The organism is Pseudonocardia sp. EC080619-01 (assembly GCF_001420995.1).
GTDB lineage: Bacteria > Actinomycetota > Actinomycetes > Mycobacteriales > Pseudonocardiaceae > Pseudonocardia.
Genome location: NZ_CP012184.1, coordinates 1,407,504 through 1,434,158, shown reverse-complemented (window position 1 = coordinate 1,434,158; position 26,655 = coordinate 1,407,504). Strand labels below are relative to the sequence as shown.

The following is a 26,655-nucleotide window of genomic DNA, read 5'->3' as shown; positions in this document are numbered from 1 at the left end:
CCCTGTCCCGGTAGCCCGGCCGGAGTACTCTCCGCCCCCGTTCGGCGCACTGTCAATGGCCGGACGGGTCCGGCGGGTCGCCCGTCGTGACCGAGCGAGGCTTGCCCACGATGTGGGTCGTTTGCCACGATGCGGCCCGTCGCCCGGTCACCGCCGTCCGGGCCGGTCGACCCGAGGAGCCGCGCGGATGGGGCCCGAGATCGTCTCGATCGTCGTGCTGGTGGTCATGTTCGTGATCGCCACGACGATGCCGGTGAACCTCGGCGCGCTGGCGCTGGTCGCGGCCGTCGGGGTCGGCGTCGGCATGCTGGGCCTGAGTCTCGACGAGGTGATCCTCGGCGTCCCGGACGGCGACGAGATCGCCGGCGGGTTCCCCGGTGACCTGTTCCTGCTCCTCGTCGGGCTGACGTACCTGTTCGCGCTGGCGACGGCGAACGGCACCGTCGATCTCATCGTGCACGGGGCGATGCGGCTGGTCCGCGGACGCCTCGCGCTCGCCCCGTTCGTGTTCTTCGCGATCTCCTGCGGCCTGTCCGCGCTCGGCGCGCTGTTCGCGGTGGCGATCGTGGCGCCGCTGGCCCTGCCGTTCGCCCGTCGCTACGGGGTGAACCTGCTGCTCATGGGCATGATGGTCGTGCACGGCGCGCTCGGCGGGGCGTTCTCGCCGATCACCGTCTACGGCGCGTTCGTGAACTCGACGATGGCCCGCGTCGGGCTGCCCGGCGATCCGGTCGTGCTGTTCCTGACCCCGCTGGTCGTCAACGTCGTCATCGCGGTCGGGATCTACCTGCTGCTCGGGGGCCGCTCGCTGCTCGGCCGGTCGGTCGACCAGGAGGTCACGGAGAGCGGTGACCTCCCCGACCTCCGGATCGGCCCGGAGCGCGGTGTGACCCTCGCCGGGATCGTGCTGATGGCCGTCGGCGCGGCGGCGTTCGGGTGGGACGTCGGCGTCGTCGCCCTCGCCGTCGCGATCGTGCTGCGGCTGATGAACCCGAAGCGTCCCGACGTCGTCGGGCAGGTCTCCTGGTCCACCGTCCTGCTGATCTGCGGTGTGATCACCTACGTCGGCGTCCTCATCGCCGCGGGGACGGTCGACTTCGTCTCGTCCGGCATCACGGCGATCGGTGCGCCGCTGCTCGCGGCCCTGCTGCTCTGCTACCTCGGCGGGGTCCTGTCGGCGTTCGCGTCGTCGGTGGCGATCCTCGGCGTCGCGATCCCGCTGGCCGTCCCGTTCCTGCAGCAGGGGCAGGTCTCGGCGATCGGGATGGTCGCCGCGCTCGCCGTCGCCGCCACCGTCGTCGACGTCAGCCCGTTCTCCACCAACGGTGCGCTGGTGCTCGCCAACGCCCCCGCCGGCGTCGACCGGGACGCCTTCTACCGGCAGATGATGGTCTACGCCGGGGTCGTCGTGGTCGTCGGACCGTTGCTGGCATGGGCCCTGCTCGTGCTCCCCGGGGTGCTCTGAGGTGCGCCCGGACGGCTCAGCCGGGTTAGCGTCCGGAGCATGAGCACCGACAGCGTCGTCGCCGCGGGCCGCCTGGCCCGCGGCCTCGAGCCCCTGCACGCCCAGATCTACTTCGCCCCCGAGGCCGAGCCCCGCTACCGGAGCGCCGGGCTCGAGGAGGGGCGGATGAGCTACTTCGCGCCGCGCGCCGCCCCGATGGGGGCGGTCGGCCCCTCGGTCGTGACGGCGACCTTCTACAACTTCTCGCCCCGCCTGGTCGCGGCGTCGATCCCGCGGGCCTGGGAGCTGGTCTCCCCGTCGGACCTGGTCGCGGCCCGGTTCGAGGTGGCGGACGCGTCGCTGCGCAGGCTGCTGGGCGACGACGGCGTCGGCTCCCCGGAGATGGCCGAGGCCGCGGCGCTCGCCCGCACCGCCGCCGAGGCGGTCCCCGCGGACGGCCGCCCGCTCGCCGCCGGGCATCTCGACGTCGAGTGGCCCACCGCGCCGCACCTCGTGTTCTGGCACGCGCTGTCGATCCTGCGCGAGCACCGCGGCGACGGGCACATCGCGCTGCTCGTCGAGGCCGGGCTCTCCGGGCTGGAGGCCCTGCTCACCGCGACCGCCACCGGCACCGGGTTCACCGTCGGCTTCGCCCGGGCCAGCCGCGGCTGGTCGGCCGGCGAGTGGAACGACGGCGTCGCGCGGCTCGCCGGCCGCGGCCTGCTCGAGCAGGCGGACCCGTCGGACGAGGTCGTGACACCGGTGCTCACCGAGGAGGGGTCGCTGCTGCGCAAGCGCCTCGAGGACGACACCCACCGGCTCGGCTCGGAGCCCTGGGCGGCGCTGGGCGCCGACGGCGCCGGCCGGCTCGGCGAGATCGGCGGCGCGTTCGTGCGGACCGCGCTCGCGAACGGGGCGTTCCCGTCCGACGGCGTGTTCGCCCGGTAGACCGGGTCCGGCGGGACCGATCGTCCCGGCCGGCGACGGGCCGGTGCGTCACGTGCGGCGGAACGTCCGCCGTGACCGATATGGTGCGTAGCGCAACCGGCTCGTCCCGGCCGGAACGATGATCCCGTACGGAGGAGACCCGGTGCTCGAGATCAGCGGCCTGGAATGGGCCATCACGATCGGTGCGATCATCGCCCTGCTCGCGGTCGACCTCGTACAGGGCTGGTTGCGGCCGCACAAGGTCGGCTTCAAGGAGGCGACCGCCTGGTCGGTCTTCTACATCGGGATCGCGATCGCGTTCGGCGTGATCTTCGCGATGGTGCACGGCTGGGACTTCGGCACCCAGTACTTCACCGGCTACATCGTCGAGAAGAGCCTCTCGGTCGACAACCTCTTCGTCTTCGTCGTCATCATGACGACGTTCGCGGTCCCGGAGGAGCACCAGCAGAAGGCGCTGACCTTCGGCATCGTCCTGGCCCTGATCATGCGCGCCATCTTCATCGTGGTCGGTGCGGCGCTGCTGAACCTGTTCTCGTTCATGTTCCTGGTCTTCGGCGTGCTGCTGCTCTGGACCGCAGTCCAGCTGTACCGGCACAAGGACGAGGAGCCGGACATCGAGGACAACATGGTCGTGAAGGGCGCCAAGCGGCTCTTCCCGGTCAGCACCGAGTACGACGGCGGCAAGCTCTTCACCCGGGACAACGGCAAGCGCGTCGCCACCCCGCTGTTCCTGGTGCTCGTCGCGATCGGCGGCATCGACCTGCTGTTCGCGCTGGACTCGATCCCCGCGGTGTTCGGCGTGACCCAGGAGGCGTACATCGTCTTCGCGGCGAACGCGTTCGCCCTCCTGGGTCTGCGGGCGCTGTTCTTCCTGGTGAAGGGCCTGCTGGACCGGCTGGTCTACCTGTCGACCGGGCTGGCGATCATCCTGGGCTTCATCGGTGTGAAGCTGGTCCTGCACTGGCTCCACGTCGACATCAACCCGGCGGTGCCGGAGATCCCGACCGTGCTCAGCCTGGTCGTCATCCTCGGCATCCTGGCGATCGTCACCGTGGCCAGCCTGATCAAGACCAAGGGCGACCCGACGGCGAAGGCCAAGCCCGGCTCGCTGAAGGCCCGCAAGGAGCGGTCCGAGCAGCAGAACTGACCCGGGCCCTCAGGCGAGGCCGGGGCCGCCCAGCGGGGTGACCTCGATGTAGTCCGGCGGCGCGGCGAGCAGCTCGAGCACGTCGCCGAGCCCGGCCTCGCCGAGGTCCCGGCCCAGCGCGGCCTCGGACGAGGCCGCGTCGGACCACATCTCCGTCACCCAGACGGCGTCCGCCTCGTCCGGCGTCGCGTTCACGACGTACGCCAGGCAGCCGGGCTGCTGCGCCATCCCGTCCGCCACCCGGAGCAGGGCCTTGGCCAGCTCGGGGCCCTGGCCCTCCACGGCCACCATCCGCACGTACCTGCCGACCCGCTCGTTCGTCTCCACGGCGGCGACCGTAGACGGCCGCCGCCGGGCGGGCTCAGCGGGCCGGGTCGTCGGTGGCCTCCTCGTCGGTGTCCTCGACGTCGAACCGGCGGCGCACCGGTGCCGCGGGGTCCCAGGCAGGCCAGCCGGGGTCGCCGTCGGCGGCGAACCGGACCCACGAGGCGCGCATGCGGTCCGACAGCGCGGCGGGCGGGGCGTCGCCGGCCAGGCCGGACGGGCCGGACGCCCGGTCGAGCGTCCCGAACACGAACGGCAGCTCGGTGGCGTGCGCCGCCCCGAGCCGGCCGCCGCAGGCGGTCGAGCGGTACCCGAACAGGTAGCCGAACCGCCGTCCGGTGTGGGCGTCGAGCAGCCGCCGGGTGGGGCCGGCGAACACCAGCTCGGTCATCAGACGGCTGTAGCGCTCGCCGGGGCTGCCGTCGCCGGACAGCGTGGCGCCCGGCGCGACGGCCGCCACCACCGTCCGGGCCTGGTCCTCGGTCAGCGCGTCGAGGGCGCCGGTGGGGACGAGATAGAGGTTCATCTCGTCGGCGTTCGACCCGGCGACGAGATCGACGTCCGCCCCGGCGCCGGCGCGCAGCGCCGTCAGCGGGTCCTCGGGCAGCACGTCGTCGCCGAGGACGGGCAGGAAGCCGGTGATCCCGAAGCCGGGGTCGCGGCCGTCGGCCTCCCGCAGGTCACCGCGGCCCCCCGGGACGTCGACGCGGCCCTGCGCGGCAGCGACGTCCTCGACGGGGAACCCGCGGAAGGCCTCCGCCGACGCCGGCGCGCCCAGCCCGGCGGCCAGCGCGGCCGCGAACGGCGCCGCCCGCTCCGGCCCCGACCGGGCCATCTCGGCACCGCCGGACTGGACGACGGCCCGCCGGAACAGTCCCGCCGACAGCGGCGAGGCGAGCAGCAGACCGATGCTCATCGCCCCGGCGGACTCGCCGAACACGGTGACCCGGCCGGGGTCGCCGCCGAACGCGGCGGCGTTGTCCCGGACCCAGGCGAGTGCGGCGAGCTGGTCGCGCAACCCGACGTTGGTGGCGCCCCCGTCGAGCGGCAGGAAGCCCTCGGCCCCCAGCCGGTAGTTCACCGACACCAGCACGACGCCGTCCGCCGCGAGGGCCGTGCCGTCGTAGGCGGGGGCCGACGCCTCCCCGGCGACGAACGCGCCGCCGTGCACGAACACCAGCACCGGCAGACCACCGGCGGCCGGGTCGGGCGTCCACACGTCGGCGGTGAGGAAGTCCGCGCCGGGCCGCCAGCCGGTCCCGATCACCGGGCTCATGTCGAGCCCGCCGGCGATCGCGCGGACCGGCTGCGGGGCGTTCGGGCCGGGCCCGCCGCCGGCGTCGCGGACGCCGTCCCACCCGGGGACGGGCGCCGGGGCCGCGTAGCGCAGCGGGCCGGTGGGCGGCGCGGCGTAGGGGACGGACCGGAACCGGACGACGCCGCCGGTGCGGGTGCCGCGCACCCGGCCGGAGGTCGTCCGCACGACGGGCGCGGAGTCGGGAGAGGTCACGATCTCCGGTCTACTCCGGCGGCGGCCCCGCCGTCGAGGACGGGACCTGTCCTCGGTGCGGTGCAGACTGGGCGGCGTGATGGAGACGTCGGCACGGCTGCTGCGCCTGCTCGGGCTGCTGCAGGTACCGCGGGACTGGACCGGTCCGGCGCTGGCCGAGCGCCTCGACGTCGACGTCCGCACCGTGCGGCGTGACGTCGACAAGCTCCGCACCCTCGGCTACCCGGTGCACTCGACGCCGGGCACGACCGGCGGCTACCGGCTCGGCGCCGGTGCCGCGCTGCCCCCGCTGCTCCTCGACGACGACGAGGCGGTGGCCGTCGCCGTCGGGTTGCGGACCGCGGCCGGCGGCACCGTCTCCGGGATCGAGGAGACGTCGGTCCGGGCGCTGGCCAAGCTGGAGCAGGTCCTGCCGAACCGGCTGCGCCGCCGGGTCGCGGCGCTGGGCGCGGCCACCGCGACCCTGGTCGGGCGCGGCCCCACGGTCGACGCCGACGACCTCTCCGCGCTGGCCGCGGCCTGCCGGGACCGGGAGCGGGTCCGCTTCGACTACACCGGGGGCGACGGCAGCGAGACCCGCCGGATCGTCGAGCCGGAGGGGCTCGTGCACACCGGCCGGCGCTGGTACCTGGTCGCGTGGGACACCGGCCGCGACGACTGGCGCACCTTCCGGGTCGACCGGATGCGGCTCCGGCTCCCCGCCGGGCCGCGGTTCGCGCCCCGCGACCCACCGGAGGGCGGCGTCGCGGCGTTCGCCCAGCGGGGGATCTCCACCGGCGCCTACCCGTACCGGGCGCGGGTGGTGTTCGAGGCGCCCGCGGAGCAGGTAGCGGAGTGGGTGACACCGGCGTCGGGCACCGTCACCGACCTCGGCGACGGCCGCTGCGAGCTCGTCGCCGGTGCGTCCGGTCTGGACACGCTCGCCGTCTGGATCGGGTTCTTCGGCGTCGACTTCCACGTGTTGGAGCCGCCGGAGCTCGTCGAGCACCTGGACGCGGTCGCCGCCCGGTACCGGCGGGCCGCCGCGGCGTCCCGGGCGGCGGCGCCCCCGGACGAGGGGTCCGGGGGCGCCGGTACGGGACCGCCGGGCTGATCCGCGGAGCGGTGGTCAGGGCTGTGGTACGAGCCGGACGGCCCCGACCGGCTCGCCGTGGCCGAGCACCTCGACCCGCCCGGCGGTGTCCAGCGCGGGGGAGTGCACGCCCCAGCCGGCGAGGAGACCGGCCGCGACGACCGGCAGCGGGCGGGCCGCCCCGTCCAGCACGGTGACGGCGAACGCGCGCCCGTCCGGCAGCGCGGCCGCGAGGACGCCCTCGGCGCCGTCCTTCGCGACGAGGCCCGGGACGGCCTGCGCCAGCCGGGTCACGGCGCGTCCGGTGCCGCCGACCCACCACGGGTGCTCGCGCATCGCCGCGGCCACCCGGCCCTCCGGGGTCCCCGGCGCGGCGGTCGCGATCCGGGCGAACGCCCGGGCCAGCCCGGCCGGGGTGGATCCGAGGAGCGGGGCGCCGCACCCGTCCACGGTGGTGACGGCGGGCTCGACCCCGGTCAGATCGGCGACCGTGTCGCGGACGAGCCGCTGCAGCGGGTGCCCCGGGGCGCGGTAACCGGTCGTCGGCCACCCGGCGGCGACGCAGGCGGCCAGCATCGCGGCGTGCTTGCCGGAGCAGTTCTGCAGCACCGGCGCGGGGCCGCCACCGGATGCGCGCACGCCCGCGGCGGCGTCCGGGTCGAGCGGCAGGTCCGGGGTGTTGTCCAGGTCGTCCTCGGTGAGCCCGGCGCCGGCGAGGATCCGGCGGACGCCGTCGACGTGCGCGGGCTCGCCGGAGTGCGACGCGCAGGCCAGTGCGAGCAGCTCACCGTCGAGATCGAGGCCCGCGCGCAGCAGCGCGACCGCCTGCACGGGCTTCAGCGCGGACCGCGGGAGGAACGCGACGTCCGGGTCGCCCCGGCCGGTCAGGCCGCCGCCGGCGTCGAGCTCGGCGACCGTGCCCAGGTGCACCGACTCGACGGTGCCCTCGCGCTCGACGTACGCCAGCGGGACGGCGGCGGCGAGGACGGGCGGGGCGGTCGTGGCGGCGGGGGAGGTCACCCGTCGACGCTACGTCAGGCGGGGCCGGGCGCCGGGCGCAGGCCGAGCGCCCGTTCCAGCTCGGGCGTGGGGTGCACCGGCACCGGGCCGTACGCGTTCCGCCGGGCCGAGCGGCGCCGGACCGCGGGCAGCCGGGTCAGCAGCCGCAGGAACCCGGGCGGTGTGACGGCGCGACCGCGCTCGCGGGCCCGGGCGACGGTCCGCTCCACCCGCACCTGCTGGTCCTGGACGGTGACGATCGCCGGTTCCCGCTCGGCCTGCACCGCGGCGAGCACGTCGTCGCCCGGTGTGCCGGCCCGCAGCGCCGGGACCAGGTGGTTCGCCGCGGCCAGTGCGTCCTGTGCGGCCATCAGGATCCCGTTGCCCCCGACCGGGGAGATGACGTGCGCGGCGTCGCCGAGCAGGAGCAGGCCGGGGCGGTGCCAGACCGGCACCCGGGAGATGTCCACCGACAGCAGCGTCGCGTCGTTCAGGTCGGTGAGCAGCCCGACCCGGTCGGCCAGCCACGGCACGCGCTCGGCGACCTCCCGGCGGACGTACCCGACGCCCGCCTCGCGGATCGCCGGGTAGCCGCCCTTCGGCAGGGAGAGCCCGACCTGCCAGCGGCCGGGACCGCCGAGCAGGCCGACGTAGTGCCGCTCGCCGAAGAAGAGGTCGACGTCCGCGTCCGGTGGGTCGTCGTCGCGCTGGGGGAGCGCGAACCACAGCAGGTCGGTGGTGGCGCCCTGGGAGACGGCCGTCGCCCCGGCGAGGGTGCGGATCCGGGAGAACCGGCCGTCGGCGGCGACGACGAGATCGGCCTCGACCTGCTCGCCGGAGCGCAGCGTCACGCCACGCACCGGGTCACCGGCCGTCCCGGTCCCGAGCAGGCCGTTCACCGCGGCACCGGTGCGCAGCGCGAACGACGGCAGCGCGGCGGCCTCCCCGGCGAGGAAGTCGAGGAACCGGGCCTGCGGCATCAGCGCGACGTAATCGTAGGGGGTGTCGAGCAGACCGTAGTCGGAGGTGGTGACCAGCCCCTTCGGCGTCCGGAACCGGAACTGCCGGGCCTTGACGTGCGGGAGCTCCAGCAGCCGCCCGGCGAGACCGAGCCGGTCGAGGAGCTCGAGGGTCCACGGGTGCAGGGAGTCGCCGCGGAAGTCGCGGTCGAAGTCCTGGTGACGCTCGAGCAGCGTCACCGGCAGCCCGGCCCGGGCCAGCAGGTAGGCCAGCAGCATCCCGCCCGGCCCACCGCCGGCGACGACGGTCCTCGCGGGGGTGGTCACGCCCGCAATACTAGCTCGCCGATCGAGTGTCTCGCTCGTCGAGAGAGTTGAACTGCGGGAGCGGGCGGCGGCAGAGGAAGGTCCGCGCGGGTGGCGGGTTGCGCCACTCGGTGGCGGTCTCGACGACCTCGTCGAAGTGGGTGTCGAGCAGGTCCCGCAGGTCGCGCACCCGGTTCGGCAGCGCCATCCACGTGATGATCATGCTCATGACGCCGTCCGGCACGAGCCGCCGTGCGATCACGCCCATCACCGACAGGCGCAGCGTCTGCGGGAACACCGCCCAGGGCAGCGTGGAGACGAACGCGTCCACCCGGTCGATCCCGGCCTCGTCGAGGATCCGCTCCAGGTCGGCGACGTCACCCTCGACGACCTCCAGCCACGGCTTGTGCTCCCGCAGGTGCGCGACGAGCTCCGGGTCGATCTCGATGGCGAGGTAGCGGGCGTTCGGGCCGAGCCGGGCGCGGATCGGCTCGGCCAGGACGCCGGGCCCGGCCCCGAGCTCGACGACCACGCCGTTCGTGCCGTGCGGGACGACCTGTGCCAGCTGCCGGCACAGTCGCCGCCCGGTGAGGAACGGTGTCGCGAGCTGGTCCATCTTGGAGAAGGACCGCTTGAGGAAGACGGTGTGGTCGGGACGGGCCATACGGACATCGTGGCGGGTCCGCGGCCTCCGGTCATGTGGAGGCGACCGGCGTCACGACGGCCGCGCGGCCCCGGGGACGCGAGAAGGCCCGCGACCGGATGGTCGCGGGCCTTCTCGTCACGGTGCGCCGTCAGGGACTCGAACCCCGAACCCGCTGGTTAAGAGCCAGCTGCTCTGCCATTGAGCTAACGGCGCGTACGGTGAATTCTCACCGGGTCTCGCGATGTGGAGTTGTGGTGCGCCGTCAGGGACTCGAACCCCGAACCCGCTGGTTAAGAGCCAGCTGCTCTGCCAATTGAGCTAACGGCGCGTATTCATTTCTGTCGTCGTGCTGTCGCGCGCCCCGGGCGAGAACGACCCCGGAAAATTAGCACGATGCTTTCCGGGATCGACCGCCAGGGGGGCGACCGGGTGAGTGACGGGACTTGAACCCGCGGCCCCCTGGACCACAACCAGGTGCTCTACCAACTGAGCTACACCCACCATGCGAACTCCCCGGCCGTGGCCGGAAGCGCTGATACAGCATAGCCCCCGGTGTGCGGCCGGTTGCGCGGGGGTTGGCTCACCCCGTCGCGCCGCCCCCTGCCTGCGGGTTCGCCGTCGTGGCCACGTCGGCGACCGCGGCCGCGGCGGCCTGGGCCTGCTCGGTGCTCGGCCCGGGCGGGGCCACGAACAACGCCTTCCGGTAGTACGCGAGCTCCCGGATCGACTCCTGGATGTCGGCCAGCGCGCGGTGCGCCAGCCCCTTCTCCGGCTTCGCGTAGAACACCCGCGGGAACCAGCGGCGGGCCAGTTCCTTCACCGAGCTGACGTCGATCATCCGGTAGTGCAGGTAGGCGTCGAGCTCCTGCATGTCGCGGGCGAGGAATCCGCGGTCGGTCGCGATGGAGCTGCCGGCGAGCGGCGCGGTGCGGGCGTCGGGGACGTGGGCGCGGATGTAGGCGAGCACCCGTTCCTCCGCCTCGGCGATGGTCACCGTCGCGGCCCGGACCTCCTCGGTCAGCCCGGAGCGCGCGTGCATGTCACGCACCACGTCGGGCATCGCGTCGAGCTGCGCGTCGTCGCAGGCGATGACGACGTCCACGCCCTCGCCCAGGACGTTGAGGTCCCCGTCGGTGACCAGCGCCGCGATCTCGATGAGCGCGTCGGAACCGAGGTCGAGCCCGGTCATCTCGCAGTCGATCCACACCAGCCGGTCGGTCATCGGTGCAGACTATGTGACATCCGTGCACACGGCGCGCGCCCCGCGGGTCACGGCGGTGTGAGTGCCCTACGCTCCCGGTCCGTGGCCGACAACGCAGATTCCGCTGCAGATCACACCGCCGCCCGCACCATCGCCGAGGGGTACGCCACCGACGGCGCCGCGCTGGAACTCGGCACGGTGCTCGTCGACGGTGTCTGCGACCCGGAGGCGCGGGTCCGGATCCCGCTGGCGACGCTGAACCGGCACGGCCTCGTCGCCGGCGCCACCGGTACCGGCAAGACGAAGACGCTGCAGGCGCTCGCCGGGCAGCTCTCCGACGCCGGCGTCCCGGTGCTGCTGGCCGACGTCAAGGGCGACCTGTCGGGCATGGCGCGGGCCGGCGAGCCGGGCGCGAAGATCGACGAGCGGGTGCGCGACACCGGCGACGACTGGACGCCGACGGCCTACCCGGTGCAGTTCCTGTCGCTGGGCGACGGCGGCGTCGCCGTCCCGGTGCGGGCGACGATCACCCAGTTCGGCCCGATCCTGCTGGCGAAGGTCCTGGGGCTCAACCCCACCCAGGAGTCGACCCTCGGGCTGATCTTCCACTGGGCCGACCAGCGCGGGCTGCCGCTGCTCGACACGAAGGACCTGCGCGCCGTCATCCAGCACCTGACCTCCGACGAGGGCAAGGCCGACCTCAAGGGGATCGGCGGGGTGTCGTCGTCGACGGCAGGGGTGATCCTGCGGGCGCTGGTGAACCTGGAGGCCCAGGGCGGGGACACGTTCTTCGGCGAGCCCGAGTTCGAGCCGGCGGACCTGATGCGCGAGATCGAGGGGAAGGGTGTCGTCACCCTGCTCGAGCTCGCCGAGCGGGCCGCGAACCCGATGCTGTTCTCGACGTTCCTCATGTGGCTGCTGGCCGAGCTCTACGAGGACCTGCCCGAGGCCGGCGACCTGGACAAGCCGAAGCTGGTCTTCTTCTTCGACGAGGCGCACCTGCTGTTCGCCGACGCGTCGAAGGCGTTCCTCGACCGCATCGAGCAGACCGTGAAGCTCATCCGGTCCAAGGGTGTCGGGGTGTTCTTCTGCACCCAGCTGCCCACCGACGTCCCGAACGAGGTGCTGTCGCAGCTCGGCGCGCGCGTCCAGCACGCGCTGCGGGCCTTCACCCCCGAGGACCAGAAGGCCCTCAACCGGACCGTCAAGACCTACCCCCGGTCCGACGTCTACGACCTGGAGTCGGCGCTGACGTCGCTGGGCACCGGCGAGGCGATCGTGACCGTGCTGTCCGAGCGGGGCGCCCCCACCCCGGTGGCGTGGACCCGGCTGCGGGCGCCGCGCTCGATGATGGCCGCGCTCGGCGAGGACGACGTCCGGCAGGAGGCGGCCGCGTCGTCGTTGCAGGCCAAGTACGGCGAGATGGTCGACCGCGACTCCGCCTACGAGCGGCTGACCGGCCGGATCGCGTCCGGTCCCGGCGGGGACGCCACCCCCGTCGAGGCCCCGGCCCCGCAGGCCCCGCCGCCCGGCGAGGCCGCCCCGCCGCCGCCCCCGCCGCAGCCGCAGGACTCCAGCGAGCAGGGCTGGTTCTCCAAGGTCGGTGACTTCCTGCAGTCCCCGACCGGGCGGCAGATCACGAACACGGTCACCCGGGAGATCACCCGGAGCCTGTTCGGGACCCGCCGCCGGCGCTGAGGATCAGGCCCGGAAGCCGCGCACGGCGTCCGGCGAGATCTCCGCCATCAGTGCGACGGCGTCGGACGGGGCCAGGTCGAGCACCTGCACGGCGCCGTTGCCCGCCGCCGTCGTCGCCTCCAGGGTGACGACGCCGGCCCGGCGCTGGAACAGGCTCTGCCGGACCCGCCAGCCGATGACGCCGTCGCGGCGCAGCGCCGCCGTCGTCCGGAGCAGCGAGCCGCTGCGGGCCACCAGGTAGCGCTCGTCGAGCCGGTGGCCGAGCGCGCGGTAGCGGTCCAGCCCGAGCGGGACGGCCACGACGACCAGCAGGGCCGCGACCACCAGCGGCCAGGACGGGCCGCCCAGGTGGGCGAGGACGGCGGCCGCCACCGGCAGCACCAGCGCCGGGCCGACCGCCCGGACCAGGCGCCGGGTGCGGGCCCGCCGCGGGTGCGCCGTCAGCGGGCCGTCGGTGACCGCGGACCCGGTCCGGGCGGCGGTCGTCGCGATGCGGTGCGCGTGCGCCCGCGGGACCGGCGGGCCGAGCGCACCCGCGTGGCTCGCCTCGCCGTCGGCGCCGGCCAGCCCGACGGTCAGCGCCCCGGCCTGCGCGCCCTTCCCGATCGCGCGCACCAGCAGCGGCTCGGTGACGGTGACCCCGCGCAGCCGCTGCTCGGACACCGACAGCGAACGCCGGGTGAGCAGCCCGCGCCGGACCCGCAGCGTGCCGTCGGGCTCGCGGGTCAGCCGGAACCCCCACCAGCGCTCGACGAACAGCACGATCGACCCGGCGACCATCAGGAACAGCAGCAGGACGACGCCGACCAGCACCGACGCCCAGACCGGTGCGGAGGTCAGCTCCCCGGCGACGGCGTCCGCGCCGGGGAGGGTGCGGGGATCGACGTCCGCCTCGCGGAGCAGGTTCCAGAGCGCGGCCGCGGCGGCACCGATCGCGGCCAGCGAGCTGACGGTCAGCGGGGCGTAGCGCAGCGACGCCCAGTCGATGCGGTCCAGCTCCTCGCCGGCCTCCGGCTCCGCTGCCGGCCCGGGAGCACCGGCCGTGGGCGGGTGGGTGCCCGCGGCGGGGCGGGAGAGCAGCTCGCGGCGGAGACGCTCGGCCTCGGTCGTGGTGACGGCGTCGAGATCGAGGCCGGACTCCTTGCCCGCGCTCTGCCCGGACCCGACCTTCACCACGCTGACCCCGACGAGCCGGTGCAGCAGCGGCGCGGTCAGGTCGACGGTGCGGATCCGGTCCCGCGGGACCGAGCGGCGCTGCCGGTTGAGCAGCCCGCTGTGCAGCTCGACGCGCTCCTCGGTGATGCGGTAGCGGGTGGTCCGCCAGCGGACCACCCCGGCACCGACGGCGAGCACGGCGATCCCGGCCGCGATCCACAGCTGCACCGCGTTCCCGCGTCCGGCGCCGAACAGCAGCAGGACGACCAGGGCGGGGGCCAGCTTCAGGAGTGCGGTGGCGGGGGCGACGACGAGCATCAGCGCCGGTAGGCGCCGCCAGCCGTCCCCGGGGGCCGTCGCGGTACCTGCGGGTCCGGGGGCCGGGGTGTCGTGGCCGTCGAGCGCGGTGCCGGGTGCCTCGGTGCGGCTCCAGGGAGGCGGGACACCGCCGGACTCCCGGAGCGTCGGACGGTCCGGGGCCGGGACGACCCACCGGGAGCCCGGGTCGGGGGACCCGGTTCCGTCGCCGCTCACGTCGCGTCCCCGGAGTGCCGGCCGGTCGTCTCGGTGAGCCGCCGGGCCAGCTCGCGGGCCTCGTCGGCGTCGAGACCGGCGATGCGGACCGGGCCGCGGGCCGACGCCGTCGTCACCGTGACGGTCCCCAGCCGCAGTGCCTGCTGCAGCGGGCCGTGCTCGGTGTCGACGGTCTGCACCCGCGGGATCGGCGCGATCCGCCACTCCCGGACCAGCCAGCCGGAGCGGGTGTAGACGGCCTCGTCGGTGACCTCCCAGCGGTGCAGCCGGTAGCGCAGGGTCGGGACCAGCAGCGTGGCGACGAGCAGCCACAGGACGGTCAGCGTGATCGTCGCGATGAGCAGGCCGTGCCACGGCTCGCGCGGGAGCAGGGCCCAGCCGACCCCCTGGGCGACGAGCAGCACGACCGGCGTCGGCAACCCGCGCAGCCGCCACCACCAGATCGCGCGCCCGTCCACCCGGTGCGCCGGTGGGCGCAGGGGGAGCGGGAGCTGCTCGGTGCCGTCGGTCGGGTCGCCGGTCGTGAGGGGGCCGGAGGCGGTCATGGGCACACTCTGCCGAACGAGGACGCCGCTCGGCATGCGGCCGCGCCGCCCGGTGCGCGGCTGTGGCCGAAAGAGGGGTCCCGGAGCCACCGAGTGGCACACCGTGCACCCCGGGAGCCCGGGACGGCGTGCACCGTGTGCCACTCGGCTGATGTCTCGGCGGGTGCCTCAGCGGGACGGGGCCGCGAGGTCGTAGACGGTCGTCCCGTCGACCGTGGTGGCGGTGTAGTGCGCCGCCACCCACTCGGTGATCGCGGCGCCGACGCCGCGATCGCCACCGGGCCCACCACCGTCGCCGGCGACGAAGTACCGGATGTCGCCCTGTGCGACGTACTGCCGGAACTGCTCCAGGGTCGGGAACTCGTCGCTGCCGGGCCAGCCGCCGATCGCCATGACGGCCGTGTCGCCGCCGGCGGCGAGCATCATCGACGCGGCGCCCTGCGAACCGATCGTGGCCGCGGCCCAGCGGGCGTCGCCGGCGTCGGCCAGGAGCGCGGCGACCTCGGTGTTCGTCTGCGCGCCGCCGGGCCCGCCCGGACCCCGCCCGCCGTCGCGGACGTCGCGGCCGCCGACGCCGTCCTGCGAGCCGGAGACCTGCGGTCCGGCCGTGGGGATCGAGCCCTCGTGCACGGTCGCGGCCGTCTGCACCGCGTAGGCCGCCGGTGCCGCGATCCCGGACAGGACCGCCACCCCGAGCACCACCGCGAGCACCCGCCTCCCGCCGTACCGGACCAGCAACGCCACCCCGGCGACGACGCCGAGCACCAGCACCACCCACCGCAGCCACGGCAGGAAGTCGGGCGACCGGCCCAGCAGGACGAACGCCCACACCGCGGTCCCGGCCGTCGCGACCGCGAGCACCGCCCGCGCCCACCAGCGGTCCCGGTGGGCGAGGACCTCGCGGCTGCCGACCGCGACCAGCGCCGCGATCCCGGGGGCGAGTGCCACCGCGTAGTACGGGTGGATCGTGCCCTCCATGAAGGAGAAGACCAGCGCGGTGACCAGCGTCCAGCCGCCCCACAGCAGCAGCGACGCGCGTACCGGGTCGGTCCGGGACGCCCGCCCGCGCAGCACCAGTGCGGCGACGACCAGCAGCAGCGCCGCCGGCAGCAGCCAGGACACCTGGGTGCCGAAGGCGGCCTCGAACATCCGCAGGACGCCCGTCCCGCCACCGAACGCGGTGTTCCCGCCCGTGCCGCCGGGACCACCGCCCGTGCCGCCGGGCGGCATCATCCCGCCGCCGGGCGGCGTCGCACCGGCCGTGCCCGCCGCGCCGGCCGCGTCGGCACCGGCCGTCGCACCGGGGGCTCCCGCGGCACCGCCACCCGGCGTCCCGCCACCGCCACCCGGCGTCCCGCCACCGCCGTTCCCGTCGCCGCCGAGGATCCGGCCGAGGCCGTTGTAGCCGAAGGCCAGGCCCAGCGGGGTGTTGTCACCGGACCCGCCGATCCAGGGCCGGGACCCGACCGGCCAGAGCGCGACCGCGAGCAGCCACCAGCCGGCACCGGCGACGATCCCGGCGCCACCGGCGAGGAGCTGCCACACCCGCCGCAGCGGCCGTCCGGGAGCGGCCCACACCCAGGTCAGGGCCAGCGCCGGCAGGACGACGAATGCCTGCAGCGACTTGGTCAGGAAGGCGAACCCGACGACGAGCCCGGCCGCGACGATCCACCGGGTACGGCCGTCCTCGACACCGCGGACCACCAGGTAGGCGGCGGCGACGAGGAGCAGGGTGAGCAGCGCGTCGGGGTTGTCGAAGCGGAACATCAGGGTCGCGACCGGGGTCAGCGCGAGTGCGGCACCGGCGAGTAGCCCGGCGCCGTGCCCGGAGACCCGGCGCACGGCCGCGTACAGCAGCCCGACCGCGGCGACCCCCATGAGCGCCTGGGGGACGAGCAGGCTCCAGGAGCTGAACCCGGCGACCCGGGCGGCGATCTCCATCGGCCACAGCGCGGCGGGCGGCTTGTCGACGGTGATCGCGTTCGACGGGTCGAGGGAGCCGAAGAAGAACGCCGTCCAGTCGTTCGCCCCGGCCTGGACCGCGGCGGCGTAGAAGGAGTTGGCCCAGCCGGACGCGCCCAGGTTCCACAGGTACAGGACGCCGGTCGCGACCAGCAGGGCGGCGACCGAGACCGGCCGGTGCCAGGGCCGGTGGGGCGGGGGTGTGTCGTCGTCGGTGCGGGGCCGTGCGGACGGCCCGCGGTCGAGCGTGGTGGTCACCGGGCGGCTGCCTTCTCGAGCGTGGGGACGGGGGTGGTCTCGCGGCGGAAGATCCAGGATCGGAACAGGACGAAGCGCAGCACCGTCGCGACGAGGTTGGCCGCGACGATCACCGCGACCTCGACGGCCAGGTGGGCGCCGGGGGCGGCGAGGGTGAGCAGGCCGAGCGCGCCGGTGGTCAGTGCCAGGCCGAGCCCGAACACGACCAGTCCCTGGAACTGGTGGGTGACGGCTCGTTCGCGCCCGCGGACGCCGAAGGTGAACCGCCGGTTCGCGGCGGTGTTGACCACCGCGCAGATCACCATCGCGGCGACGTTGGCGGTGATCGGGCCGAGGATCCCGCGGAAGGCGAGGAACAACAGCAGGTTCGCCACGGTCGAGGCGACGCCGATCGCCGCGAACCGGGCGAGCTGGAACGGCATCGCCCGCGGGACGCCCGGCACCGGCGCCGGTTCCAGCGGTGCCCGGCCGAGCTGGGCGCGGATGTCGGCCAGTGGGAGCGCGCCACGGGCCAGCGCCCGGCCGACCCGCCAGACGCCCTTCAGGTCGGCGACGGCGGTCGCGACGATGTCGACGCTGGAGTCGGGGTCGTCGACCCAGTCGACCGGGACCTCGTGGATGCGCAGGCCGGCGCGTTCGGCGAGGACGAGCAGCTCGGTGTCGAAGAACCAGCCGGTGTCCTCGACGAGGGGCAGCAGGCGGTGGGCGACGTCGGAGCGGATCGCCTTGAAGCCGCACTGGGCGTCGGAGAACCGGGCGGACAGCGCGCCGCGCAGGATCAGGTTGTAGCTGCGGGAGACGAACTCCCGCTTGGCCCCGCGCACGACGCGGGAGCCGCGGCCGAGCCGGGTCCCGATCGCCAGGTCGGAGTGCCCGGAGACCAGCGGCGCGACCAGGGGGAGGACGGCGCCGAGGTCGGTGGAGAGGTCGACGTCGCAGTAGGCGAGTACGTCGGCGTCGGACGCGGACCAGACCTGCCGCAGCGCCCGGCCGCGGCCCTTCTGCTCCAGCCGGACCGTGCGGACCTCGGCGATCTCGGCGGCCAGCCCGGCCGCGATGACGGGGGTGGCGTCGGTGCTGGCGTTGTCGGCGATCGTGATCCGGAAGGTGTAGGGGAACCCGCCGGTGAGGAAGGCGTGCAGCCGCCGCACCGAGGACTCCACATCGGACTCCTCGTTGAACACCGGGACGACGATGTCCAGCACGGTTCGTCCGGGCCGCTGCGGTGGCGGCGGCACGTCGGGTCGGGTCACGGTCTCGGGGCCGGTGACGACTGGGGTCATGGCACCGACGGTCGTCCCCGGCTCTGTCGCGGCCGTGTGATCGACCTGTGCGCCGGCTGTGAGCACGTGCCCGCCGGTCACGACGCCGCCCCAGACAGGTCGTAGAGGGTGACGCCGTCGACGGTCCGGGCCGGGAACGACGCCTGCACCCACTCCGCGATCCGGGTCGCCGCGTCACTGCCGCCGGTGTCCGAGCTCGCGATCATGCCGCCGCCGGAGCCGCCGACGAACCAGTGCACCCGCCCGTCCGCCACCATCTGCCGGAACGCGTCGAGTGTCGGGTACGGGTCGGTGCCGTTGAACCCGCCGAGTGCGAGAACGGGGCCACCGGACGCCAGCTGGTACCCGGCCGCCTGGTTCGAACCGACGGCCGCCGCGACCCAGGTGTAGTCCGCCGCGTCCTCCTGCAGCAGGGCCGTGACCTGTGCGGACGGTGTGGGGGAGCCGAGGATGCCGCCGGGCCCGCCACCCGGTGCGCCACCGTCGGGGAGGCCGTTCGCGGGCCCGCCCGCACCGCGACCGTCGCGCATCCCGCCGGGGCCGCCGCGCCCGCCCGGCCCGGACCCGTGGCCCTCCGGCCCGGAGGTCGGGATCGCGCCCGTGTGCGGCGTCGCCGCCGTGGCCACGGACCACGCGGCGGTGCCGCCCAGCCCGGCCAGCACCGCCGCCACCACGACGCCCGCGGCGAGCGCCCGCGGCATCCGGTGCACCCCGGTCAGTGCGGCGGCCGCGACCAGGCCGAGGCCCAGCACCGTCCAGCGCAGCCACGGCAGCCAGCCGGCCGCCCCCGCGAGCAGCGCGGACGACCATCCGGCGGCGAGCAGCACCGTCGCCGCCAGCAGCAGCCGCGACGCGAGCGACGCCCGGTCCCGCCACAGCGTCACGACGCCGATGCCGGTCAGCGCCGCGACCGCGGGGGCCAGTGTGACCGTGTAGTAGCTGTGGATGATCCCGGCCATCAGGCTGAACGTCAGTCCGGTGACCACGAGCCAGCCGCCCCACAGCAGGGCGGCGGCCCGCGCCCGGTCGGTGCGGGGTGCGCGCCGGGACCGCCACAGCAGGACGCCGAGCAGCAGCATCGCGACCGGCAGCAGCCACGACGCCTCCCGGCCCATCTCCGAGCCGAACAGCCGCAGCAGCCCGGTCTCACCCCAGCCACCACCGGCACCGCCCCCGACCGAGCCGACCTCGTCGCCGGTCAGCCGTCCGACGCCGTTGTAGCCGAACACCAGCTCCAGCACGCTGTTCCCCTGCGACCCGCCGATCCAGGGCCGGTCGGCCGCCGGCCACAGCTCGACGACCAGCACCCACCAGCCGGCGGACACCAGCAGCGCGACGCCGGCGGCCAGTAGCCCGCGGACCCTCGGCCACCAGGCGACCGGCGCGGCCAGCAGCCAGACCAGCGTGAACGCGGGCAGCACCAGGAACGCCTGCAGCATCTTCGCGAGGAACCCGTACCCGACGAGCGCACCGGCGAGGACGAGCCAGCGGGTCCGGCCCTGCTCGACGGCCCGGGTGACCGCGTACGCCGCGCCGGTCAGGACCAGCACGAGCATCGCGTCCGGGTTGTCGAAGCGGAACATCAGCACGGCGACCGGGGTCAGTGCCAGCACCGCCCCGGCGAGCAGACCGGCGGCGTGACCGGCGACCCGGCGCACCGCCGCGTGCAGCAGCGCCACCGAGCCGACACCCATCAGCGCCTGCGGCACCAGGACGCTCCAGGAGGACAGCCCGAACAGCCGGACCGACAGTCCGATCGGCCACAGCGCACCGGGCGCCTTGTCGACGGTGATGCCGCCCGCGGCGTCGGACGCGCCGAAGAACCACGCCGACCAGCTCTGCGCACCGGCCTGGGCGGCGGCCGCGTAGAACGCGTTCGCCCAGCCGGACTCCGACAGCCCCCAGAGGTAGAGCACCGCCGTCCCGGTGAGCAGGGCGGCGAGCGGCACGTGCCGCCGCCACCCGCGTGGGGGCGCCGGCTCCCGCGCGGGGACCGGCCGGGAACGCTGCAGGGTGCTCGTCACGCCCGCCGACGCTGCCGGGGCCCGCTGTGCCGTCCCGGTGATCGACCTGTGCGGGGGCTGTGTACCGCCCGGGCTACCCCGCCAGCGCGCCCAGCTGCGCCGCGCGCACCGGTGCGGTCTGCGCCTGCACCAGGTAGAACATGGCTTCCCGGGCCCAGCGCTGCTCCGGGCTCGACGCCAGCAGCGCCGACCCGGCGCGGGCCGCGACCAGCCCCTGCGCCGCCCGCACGGTGAGCGCCGCGAGCTCGCCGCGCAGCGCCGTCCGCTCGGCGGTCCGCTCCCGCAGCGGCACCCCGGTGAGCAGGGCGTACACCTCCGCGCGGCGCCGGGCGGCCTCCGGTGCCAGCGCGGCGGCGAGGTCCACGGCCTCCGGGCGGTCCCGCTCCCGGCCCAGCCGGTCGAGCTCGGCCAGCACCCGGCGCAGCAGCCCGATCGAGGCGGGGGTCGCGTTCGCGGTGCGGGCGGCGTCGAGCTCGCGGTAGGGGGCGCCGTCGATCTCGGCGAGCACCGCGTCGCCGCCGACGGCCAGGTCGTCGAACTCGACGGCGACGGTGCGGGTCCCGCCCATCACGCTCAGCGGCAGCGGCGCCCCGGCCCGCAGCCCGGGCGTCTCCCGGGCGGGGACGAGGACGAACAGGTACCGGTCGCCGGGCGCCACGGCGCCGATCATCAGCAGGTCGGTCAGTCCCCACCCGGTGCACCAGTCGGAGCGGCCGCGCAGCCGCCACCCGGTGCCGTCCGGCTCGGCCGTCACCGCAGGCGGGCCCGGCCGGCGCAGGTGCGCGATCGCGATCCCGGACCGGCGGGCGCCGGAGTCCAGGTCCGCCCGGTGCAGTGCGGCGGCAGGTCCGGTGCGCACGGTCCCCTCCGGCAGCTCCGCGGGCCCGCCCCGGGCGAGCTGCTGCGGGGTGCGGTGCTGGGTGCCGACGAACCAGGTCGCCCCGCACGCCCCGGCCAGCAGCTCGACCGTCTCGGCGTCGACCCGGGCGTCGCCGCCGAGGCCGCCCTCGGCGACCGGGACGGCGACCGAGAGCAGCCCCGCCCGCGCCACCGCCTCGCAGGACTCCCGGGACACCCCGCGCGCCGGGTCGTCGGCCGCGGCGGCTCGCGGGGCGAGGACGGTCCCCGCGATCCCGGACGCCGCGACGACGGCCGGGTGCGCGGCGAGCTCGGCCGGGGGAGCGAACGGATCGGTGCCGGTGGACGCACTCACCCGGGCACCGTCGCACGGGCGCCGTCGCGGCGGGCCGGTACCGGGCGGATCCGCACCCGACGTCACACCTGCCGCGAACCCGGTGGCGGGCGGCGCGGCGCGCGGGGAGGATCCGCCGGTGCCCGAACCGCGGACCCCGGTGCCCGACCTGACGACCCCGAGTCTGCTGCTGCGCCGCTGGAGTCCCGAGGTCGCGGCCGCCGTCGTCGCCGGGGCCCGGCGGGACGGCTGGGCCGCCGACTTCCCCGCCTGCGGCGACCGGGAGATCGCCCGGCTCCTCGCCCGCGACCCGGGCGGGCCCGGCTGGGGGCGGCACGGCCACCGGCTGCTGGTGGAGCGGGCGACCGGCCTCGTCGTCGGCGGGGCCGGCCTGTTCCCCGACGGCGACGGCGGCCTGGAGCTCGGGTACGGCGTCGTCGTGTCGCGGCGCCGGCGCGGCTACGCCACGGAGGCCGCCCACGCGCTGGCCGCGCTCGCGCTGGCCGACGGCGTGCCCCGGGTCGTCGCCGGTGTTGAGCCGGGCAACCCGGCGTCGGTCCGGGTGCTGGAGCGCATCGGGATGCACCGCACCGGCTCCGCCGACGGGGCCGTCCGGTACCGGCTGGCGGCGACATAGGCTCTCGTGCTGTGACCCGACCCCGACTGGTCGCCCTGGACATCGACGGCACGATCGTGCACGGGAAAGCGACCCCCGTCCGCCGCCGTTCTCGACGCGATCACCGCCGCCGGCCGGCACGCCGTGGTGATGCTCTGCACCGGCCGGACCGTCGTCGGCGTCGCGCCCGCGCTGGACCGGATCGGTCTGGACACCGGGGTCACGCTGACCTCGAACGGCGCCGTCGAGATGGACACCGCCACCCGCCGGGTGCTGTCGGTGTCGCGGTTCGACGTCGGCGCGGGCCTCGCCCGGCTGCGCGAGCACTTCCCGGGGGCGGTGTTCGCGGGGGAGCACGTCGGCGTCGGGCAGCGGGTGAGCGGCCCGTTCCCGGACGGGATCCTCGCCGGGAACGTGACGGAGGTCGGCGTCGAGGGGCTGCTCCGCGAGCCCACCCCGAAGCTGATCATGTACTGGCCGGGCCGGACCCCCGCCGAGACGGCCGAACGCGCCGCCGGACTGGAGTTCGACGACGCCACGATGACCCTCGACCACGAGCTGCCCTGGGTGACGCTGGTCCCCGCCGGGGTGTCCAAGGCGTCCGGGCTGGCCCGCGTCGCGGCCCGGCTCGGGATCGACCGGGCCGACGTCCTCGCCGTCGGCGACGGCGACAACGACCGCGAGATGCTGCGCTGGGCCGGGCACGGCGTCGCGATGGGCCAGGCCCCGCCGGAGGTGCACGCCGACGCCGACTCCAGCACCGCGACCGTCGCCGAGGACGGGCTCGCGGCGGCGCTGCGGCGCTGGTTCTGAGGGACCTACCGGCCGAGCTCGACCGGCACGCCCGCGACCAGCGGCTCCGCCGGCTCCAGCACCGCCCCGCAGGACGGCGGCCGCGGCGGCAGCCCCCCGTCGGGGAGGACCTTTACCGACCAGGCACGACCGTCGGTGCACCGCACCGTGACCGGGCCCGGCTCGTGCGCGGCGTCCACGTGCAGGGCGCCGGCGTGACCGATGCCGGTGTGCTCACGGACGGCGAGCTCCGCGACCTGCTGCACCGGCTCCAGCCCGGCGTGCCCGCGGCACGACCACGGGTCGACGCCGCCGCCGGCCGCCGCCTTGAGCGCCGCCAGCCCGCTACCGGTGTCGAGCCGGCCGTAGGCGTACCCGGTGGGCAGGACCAGCGCGGTCGGCGCGAAGCGGTGCCCGCCGAGGTGGGTGCACTCCCAGACGTCGGCGCCCTCGGCGCCGAGGTCGGCGGCGAGCGCGCGGCCGCGGACGGCGCAGCAGACGTCGCGCCTGCCGTGCGCGCACACCAGCATCACCGGGTCGGTGACGGGCTCGCCGGCGTCCGGGTCGAACGTGATCCGGGCGAGGTCGTCGGTGCTGCGGACGGACTGCCGGGTGACCCGGGACGCGCCCGGGGCCAGGTCGGCGACGTAGACCGTGCGCGCGCCGTCGCAGTCCCGCCCGGCCCGCCCGGTCCGGCGGAGGAGCAGCAGCAGGACGTCCTCGTGGCGCAGCCGCGTGTACAGCTCGGCGACGTCGGGATCCGGGTGGTCGGCGACCGTGCGCGGCCAGGCACCGACGTGCTCGACGGCGACCAGCCGGCGAGCGGCGGGTGCGGTCCCGGTCAGCGGTTCACCGGCGTCCTCGCTGAGCGCGGCGCAGCCGGCGCGCAGGGGAGCCCCCGCGGCCCGCGGGCCTGCGAGCGGGGAGGTGACCGTCATCGGGTCAGTGTAGGGAAGGTTGACCTAACTTCAAGCCGGACCCCCCGGTCGGGCGGTCCGTACCCCCGGTCGTGATCAGGAACGACCCGGGAGCTCGGCACGCAGGACCTTGCCGGTCTGGTTGCGCGGCAGCTCGTCGAGGAAGTGCACGTCCCGCGGGACGGCGAACTTCGCGAGGTCGGCCTTGACCCGGTCGCGGACGGCGTCGGCGGAGACGTCGGCGCCCGGCTCGAGGACGACCCAGGCGGCGAGACGCTGGCCGTAGTCGTCGTCGTCCACACCGAGAACGCAGGCCTCGCGGACCCCGTCCATCCCGGAGACGAGGTCCTCGACCGGGCCCGGGTGCACGTTCTCGCCACCGGAGACGATCATGTCGTCGGCCCGGCCGGTCAGGAACAGCCGTCCCGCCTCGTCGAGGTGCCCGACGTCGCCGGTGCCGAGCAGGCCGTCGCGCTCCTCGAGGCCCTCCTCGCCGCCCGTGTAGCCCTCGAACGGGAGGTCGTTGCCGACGAACACCCGGCCCTCGACGCCCGGCGCGGCGGCCCGGTCGTCGTCGTCGAGGACGAGCAGGGTGGTGCCGGCCGGGGCGCGGCCCGCGGTGCCGGGGGCGTCGCGCAGGTCCTGCGGACCGGCGATCGACACCCAGGACACCTCGGTCGAGCCGTAGAGGTTGTAGAGGCAGTCGCCGAAACGGTCCATGAAGTCCTGCGCCTGCCCGCCGGGCAGTGCGGACCCGGAGACGGCGACGATCCGCGGGGCGTGGCCGGACGTCCAGCCCGCTGTGCCGGACTCCAGCACCCGCTGCAGCATCACCGGGACCGCGAACACCGTGGTGCACCGGCGCTCGGCGACCGCGTCGAGCAGGCCCTCCGGGGTGAACTTACGGCGCAGGACGACCGTCGCGCCGTGCAGCGAGGCCAGCAGCAGCCCGGCGTTGCCCCAGGTGTGGAACAGCGGCGCGGCGATGTGCACCGGCTCCGCGGCGCGCAGCGGGATCGCCGAGAGGATCGACGCGGCCGGGGCCAGGCTCGACGGGTGCGGCCGCCGGGCGCCCTTCGGCGTGCCGGTCGTACCGGAGGTCAGGACGATCTGCTTCGACGGCTCGGGCCGGAAGGGGAGCTCGCCCGGCCCGCCCCGCGCCACCATCACCTCGAGGTCGTCGAGCACCCGGTCGCCGGCGGCTCGCGGCCGGTCGGGGGTCGACGTCAGCACCGCGCGCGGGCCGTCCGGGACGATGCCGAGGAAGTCCGGGTCGGTGACGATCGTGTGCAGCTGCTGCTGGTCCTGCACGCCGCGCATCTGCTCCGCGGACAGCCCGGTGTTGACGAGCACGACGTCGGCGCCCGCCTTCCCGGCGGCGATCATGGCCTCGATCGGCGCCCGGGCGTTGCGGCAGAGCACCCCGACCGGTGCGCCCGGCCCGGCTCCGGAGTCGAGCAGCGCGAGCGCGAGCCGGTCGGTGCGCTGGTCGAGCTCGGCGTAGGTGGTGACGCCGTCGTCGTCGACGACCGCGAGCCGGTACGGGTGCCGGGCCGCGCCGACGGCGAACGCCGCGGTGATGCTGTGGCCGTACCGCACGAACGCGCGGCCCATCCCGTAGAGCCGGCCGGGCCCGAGCGGACGCACCACGCCGGACCGGGTCAGGGCGACGGCCGCGCGGGCGGTGCCGCTGCCCAGCTCGTAGGCCGAGCGTGCGGTGCCGGACAGGTTCTGGAGCAGCGGGGAGGCGGCCATGCGCCGCAGTCTCGCAGTGCTCTCCCCGGCGTCGCCGGGTCCGGTGGCGGGTGATGTGTCAGAGGTCACGGCGAGCACCTGTCATGTTCCGGGGTGTGACGACGATGTCTCCGTGGGTGACCCACAGGTCACCGCTCACGTCAGCACACCGTCGGGGATCCTGATGCGCCTGTACCTGCCTGCCCGCACGCCCGCCTCCGGCCGCACCCTGGTCCGGGCCGGTCGTCCCACGAAGACCATGCCCGGCTTCGGCGGTCTCGCCGGCGTCTGCCGGTGCGGCGCCGCCCGCCCCGCCGACTCGCACGCGCTGCCGTGGCGCGACTGCCCGGCCTGCGTCCCGCAGCGGGCGCACGCCACGCGCTGAGCGGCGGCCGGGCCGCGATCTCGTAGGTTCCGGGTCGACGACGTCCGATCGATCGGCCCGGAGGCCTGCGTGACGCCCCCCACCCCGGACATGCGGCTGCGTGCCCTGGAGCGCGACGACCTCGCGTTCGTGCACGAGCTCTCCAACGACTCCGGGATCATGTCCTACTGGTTCGAGGAGCCCTACGAGGCGCTCGTCGAGCTGCAGGACATCTACGACCGGCACGTCCACGACGTCCGCGAGCGCCGGTTCGTCATTCAGCTCGCCGCCGCCGGCGGCTCCGGCGACGATCCTGCCGTGCGCGATGGCCGGGCCGGCCTCGTCGAGCTGGTGGAGATCGACTACATCCACCGCAAGGCCGAGTTCCAGATCATCGTGCACCCGGCGTTCCAGGGCCGGGGTCTCGCCGCGCGTGCGACGTCCGCCGCGCTGGACTACGCCTTCGGCGTGCTCAACCTGCACAAGGTCTTCCTCGTCGTGGACGTCGACAACACCCGCGCGGTGCGCGCCTACGAGCGCACCGGGTTCGTCGTCGAGGGCGAGCTGCGCGAGGAGTTCTTCGCGAGCGGCCGCTACCGCGACGCCTACCGGATGGCGATCCTCCAGGACCAGCACCTCGGGCGGTCCTGACCCCGGACGCCGGTGTGCCGGGACCGGACCGGCCGGCAGGGAGGGGGACCCGTCGGCCGGTCCGGTGGGTGCCGGCCGCGGGCATGCGGCCGGGGCCTTCGCCGTCACCCGGGCGCGTGGACCGTTCCCCCGGCGGGGGCCGATCCGCGTCCTCGGTCGTGACGTCGACACGGCCGAACAGTACTATCCGAAGAAGAGGTCATGTCAAAGTCTTCGGGAGGCACGGCGATGAGCAGCAGAAACAGGGTCTGGATCGGCGTGGCGCCGATGTCGCCGTCATGGAACACCGACTCGTGTCACCGTTGATCGTCCGTCTCTCGTGAGTCGCGGCGGCGGACGGCGCGGCACCGCCCGATCCGGCTGCGGTCCCGCCG

23 protein-coding genes and 3 tRNA genes are annotated in these 26,655 nt (G+C 75.4%); 9 read left to right on the top strand and 17 right to left on the bottom strand.

Annotated features, from left to right (window positions below; all coding sequences use genetic code 11):
• Positions 1–187 precede the first annotated feature (187 nt).
• The 3 genes from AD017_RS06595 to AD017_RS06585 all read left to right on the top strand — a co-directional run bounded on the left by AD017_RS06595 (position 188) and on the right by AD017_RS06585 (position 3,539).
• Positions 188–1,465, top strand: coding sequence for an SLC13 family permease (locus AD017_RS06595; protein WP_060573500.1), 1,278 nt, complete (start codon positions 188–190; stop codon positions 1,463–1,465).
• Between the two features lie 39 nt (positions 1,466–1,504).
• On the top strand, positions 1,505–2,392 hold the full coding sequence (locus AD017_RS06590; RefSeq protein ID WP_010234737.1) for a hypothetical protein: 888 nt from the start codon (positions 1,505–1,507) through the stop codon (positions 2,390–2,392).
• Between the two features lie 142 nt (positions 2,393–2,534).
• Entirely contained in the window at positions 2,535–3,539 is a 1,005-nt protein-coding gene (locus AD017_RS06585) for a TerC family protein (RefSeq protein WP_010234740.1), read from the top strand.
• A gap of 9 nt (positions 3,540–3,548) precedes the next feature.
• Here the strand turns inward: AD017_RS06585 and AD017_RS06580 are convergent, their stop codons facing one another.
• Positions 3,549–3,866 (bottom strand): putative quinol monooxygenase, encoded by a 318-nt coding sequence (locus tag AD017_RS06580; protein WP_010234743.1) that lies wholly within the window; start codon positions 3,864–3,866, stop codon positions 3,549–3,551.
• 34 nt (positions 3,867–3,900) lie between these two features.
• Positions 3,901–5,373: a carboxylesterase/lipase family protein gene (locus AD017_RS06575; protein ID WP_082399088.1), complete on the bottom strand. Its 1,473-nt coding sequence runs from the start codon at positions 5,371–5,373 to the stop codon at positions 3,901–3,903.
• Between the two features lie 76 nt (positions 5,374–5,449).
• On the opposite strand from AD017_RS06575, the gene AD017_RS06570 reads away from it, so the two are divergent.
• Entirely contained in the window at positions 5,450–6,466 is a 1,017-nt protein-coding gene (locus AD017_RS06570; protein ID WP_060576272.1) for a YafY family protein, read from the top strand.
• A 15-nt stretch (positions 6,467–6,481) separates the two neighbouring features.
• Here the strand turns inward: AD017_RS06570 and AD017_RS06565 are convergent, their stop codons facing one another.
• The 7 genes from AD017_RS06565 to orn form a co-directional block, all read right to left on the bottom strand.
• Positions 6,482–7,465 (bottom strand): asparaginase, encoded by a 984-nt coding sequence (locus AD017_RS06565; protein ID WP_060573499.1) that lies wholly within the window; start codon positions 7,463–7,465, stop codon positions 6,482–6,484.
• Positions 7,466–7,479: 14 nt separating this feature from the next.
• A complete protein-coding gene (locus AD017_RS06560) occupies positions 7,480–8,682 on the bottom strand; it encodes an FAD-dependent oxidoreductase (RefSeq protein ID WP_050802361.1) in 1,203 nt (400 codons plus the stop codon).
• Between the two features lie 58 nt (positions 8,683–8,740).
• Positions 8,741–9,373, bottom strand: coding sequence for a class I SAM-dependent methyltransferase (locus tag AD017_RS06555; RefSeq protein ID WP_010229911.1), 633 nt, complete (start codon positions 9,371–9,373; stop codon positions 8,741–8,743).
• Between the two features lie 123 nt (positions 9,374–9,496).
• Positions 9,497–9,568: transfer RNA gene (locus tag AD017_RS06550), tRNA-Lys, on the bottom strand.
• 39 nt (positions 9,569–9,607) lie between these two features.
• A tRNA-Lys gene (locus AD017_RS06545) sits at positions 9,608–9,683 on the bottom strand.
• A 100-nt stretch (positions 9,684–9,783) separates the two neighbouring features.
• Positions 9,784–9,856 (bottom strand) — tRNA-His (locus AD017_RS06540).
• A 79-nt stretch (positions 9,857–9,935) separates the two neighbouring features.
• On the bottom strand, positions 9,936–10,577 hold the full coding sequence (gene orn / locus AD017_RS36065) for an oligoribonuclease (RefSeq protein WP_060573497.1): 642 nt from the start codon (positions 10,575–10,577) through the stop codon (positions 9,936–9,938).
• Between the two features lie 81 nt (positions 10,578–10,658).
• On the opposite strand from orn, the gene AD017_RS06530 reads away from it, so the two are divergent.
• A complete protein-coding gene (locus AD017_RS06530) occupies positions 10,659–12,254 on the top strand; it encodes a helicase HerA-like domain-containing protein (RefSeq protein WP_060573496.1) in 1,596 nt (531 codons plus the stop codon).
• A 3-nt stretch (positions 12,255–12,257) separates the two neighbouring features.
• Here the strand turns inward: AD017_RS06530 and AD017_RS06525 are convergent, their stop codons facing one another.
• From AD017_RS06525 to AD017_RS06500, 6 genes are all read right to left on the bottom strand, one after another.
• A complete protein-coding gene (locus AD017_RS06525; protein WP_060573494.1) occupies positions 12,258–13,943 on the bottom strand; it encodes a PH domain-containing protein in 1,686 nt (561 codons plus the stop codon).
• A complete protein-coding gene (locus AD017_RS06520) occupies positions 13,940–14,488 on the bottom strand; it encodes a PH domain-containing protein (RefSeq protein WP_060573493.1) in 549 nt (182 codons plus the stop codon). Before AD017_RS06520 ends, AD017_RS06525 begins: the two co-directional genes overlap by 4 nt.
• A 168-nt stretch (positions 14,489–14,656) precedes the next feature.
• Complete coding sequence (locus AD017_RS06515; RefSeq protein ID WP_060573491.1) at positions 14,657–16,708, bottom strand: glycosyltransferase family 39 protein; 2,052 nt, start codon at positions 16,706–16,708, stop codon at positions 14,657–14,659.
• Positions 16,705–17,991: a bifunctional glycosyltransferase family 2/GtrA family protein gene (locus AD017_RS06510; protein WP_227012677.1), complete on the bottom strand. Its 1,287-nt coding sequence runs from the start codon at positions 17,989–17,991 to the stop codon at positions 16,705–16,707. The genes AD017_RS06515 and AD017_RS06510 overlap by 4 nt, the downstream gene beginning before the upstream one ends.
• Positions 17,992–18,068: 77 nt before the next feature.
• The gene (locus AD017_RS06505; protein WP_082399086.1) at positions 18,069–20,015 is read right to left on the bottom strand and encodes a glycosyltransferase family 39 protein; all 1,947 of its coding nucleotides are present in this window, start codon (positions 20,013–20,015) and stop codon (positions 18,069–18,071) included.
• Between the two features lie 73 nt (positions 20,016–20,088).
• Positions 20,089–21,228 (bottom strand): acyl-CoA dehydrogenase family protein, encoded by a 1,140-nt coding sequence (locus AD017_RS06500; RefSeq protein ID WP_060573489.1) that lies wholly within the window; start codon positions 21,226–21,228, stop codon positions 20,089–20,091.
• A gap of 118 nt (positions 21,229–21,346) precedes the next feature.
• Between AD017_RS06500 and AD017_RS06495 the strand changes: the two genes are divergently transcribed.
• Positions 21,347–21,844, top strand: coding sequence for a GNAT family N-acetyltransferase (locus AD017_RS06495; protein ID WP_060576269.1), 498 nt, complete (start codon positions 21,347–21,349; stop codon positions 21,842–21,844).
• 129 nt (positions 21,845–21,973) lie between these two features.
• Positions 21,974–22,636 carry an HAD-IIB family hydrolase gene (locus tag AD017_RS06490; RefSeq protein WP_227012676.1) on the top strand — a complete coding sequence of 221 codons (663 nt, stop codon included), beginning with the start codon at positions 21,974–21,976 and terminating at the stop codon, positions 22,634–22,636.
• Between the two features lie 5 nt (positions 22,637–22,641).
• On the opposite strand, the gene AD017_RS06485 is transcribed toward AD017_RS06490, so the two are convergent.
• Positions 22,642–23,553: a sucrase ferredoxin gene (locus tag AD017_RS06485; protein ID WP_060573485.1), complete on the bottom strand. Its 912-nt coding sequence runs from the start codon at positions 23,551–23,553 to the stop codon at positions 22,642–22,644.
• Positions 23,554–23,628: 75 nt separating this feature from the next.
• A complete protein-coding gene (locus AD017_RS06480; protein ID WP_060573484.1) occupies positions 23,629–25,287 on the bottom strand; it encodes an AMP-binding protein in 1,659 nt (552 codons plus the stop codon).
• Positions 25,288–25,399: 112 nt separating this feature from the next.
• On the opposite strand from AD017_RS06480, the gene AD017_RS06475 reads away from it, so the two are divergent.
• Complete coding sequence (locus tag AD017_RS06475) at positions 25,400–25,651, top strand: hypothetical protein (RefSeq protein WP_010228833.1); 252 nt, start codon at positions 25,400–25,402, stop codon at positions 25,649–25,651.
• 69 nt (positions 25,652–25,720) lie between these two features.
• Positions 25,721–26,281: a spermidine N1-acetyltransferase gene (gene speG / locus AD017_RS06470; RefSeq protein ID WP_212567249.1), complete on the top strand. Its 561-nt coding sequence runs from the start codon at positions 25,721–25,723 to the stop codon at positions 26,279–26,281.
• The last annotated feature ends 374 nt before the right edge of the window (positions 26,282–26,655 follow it).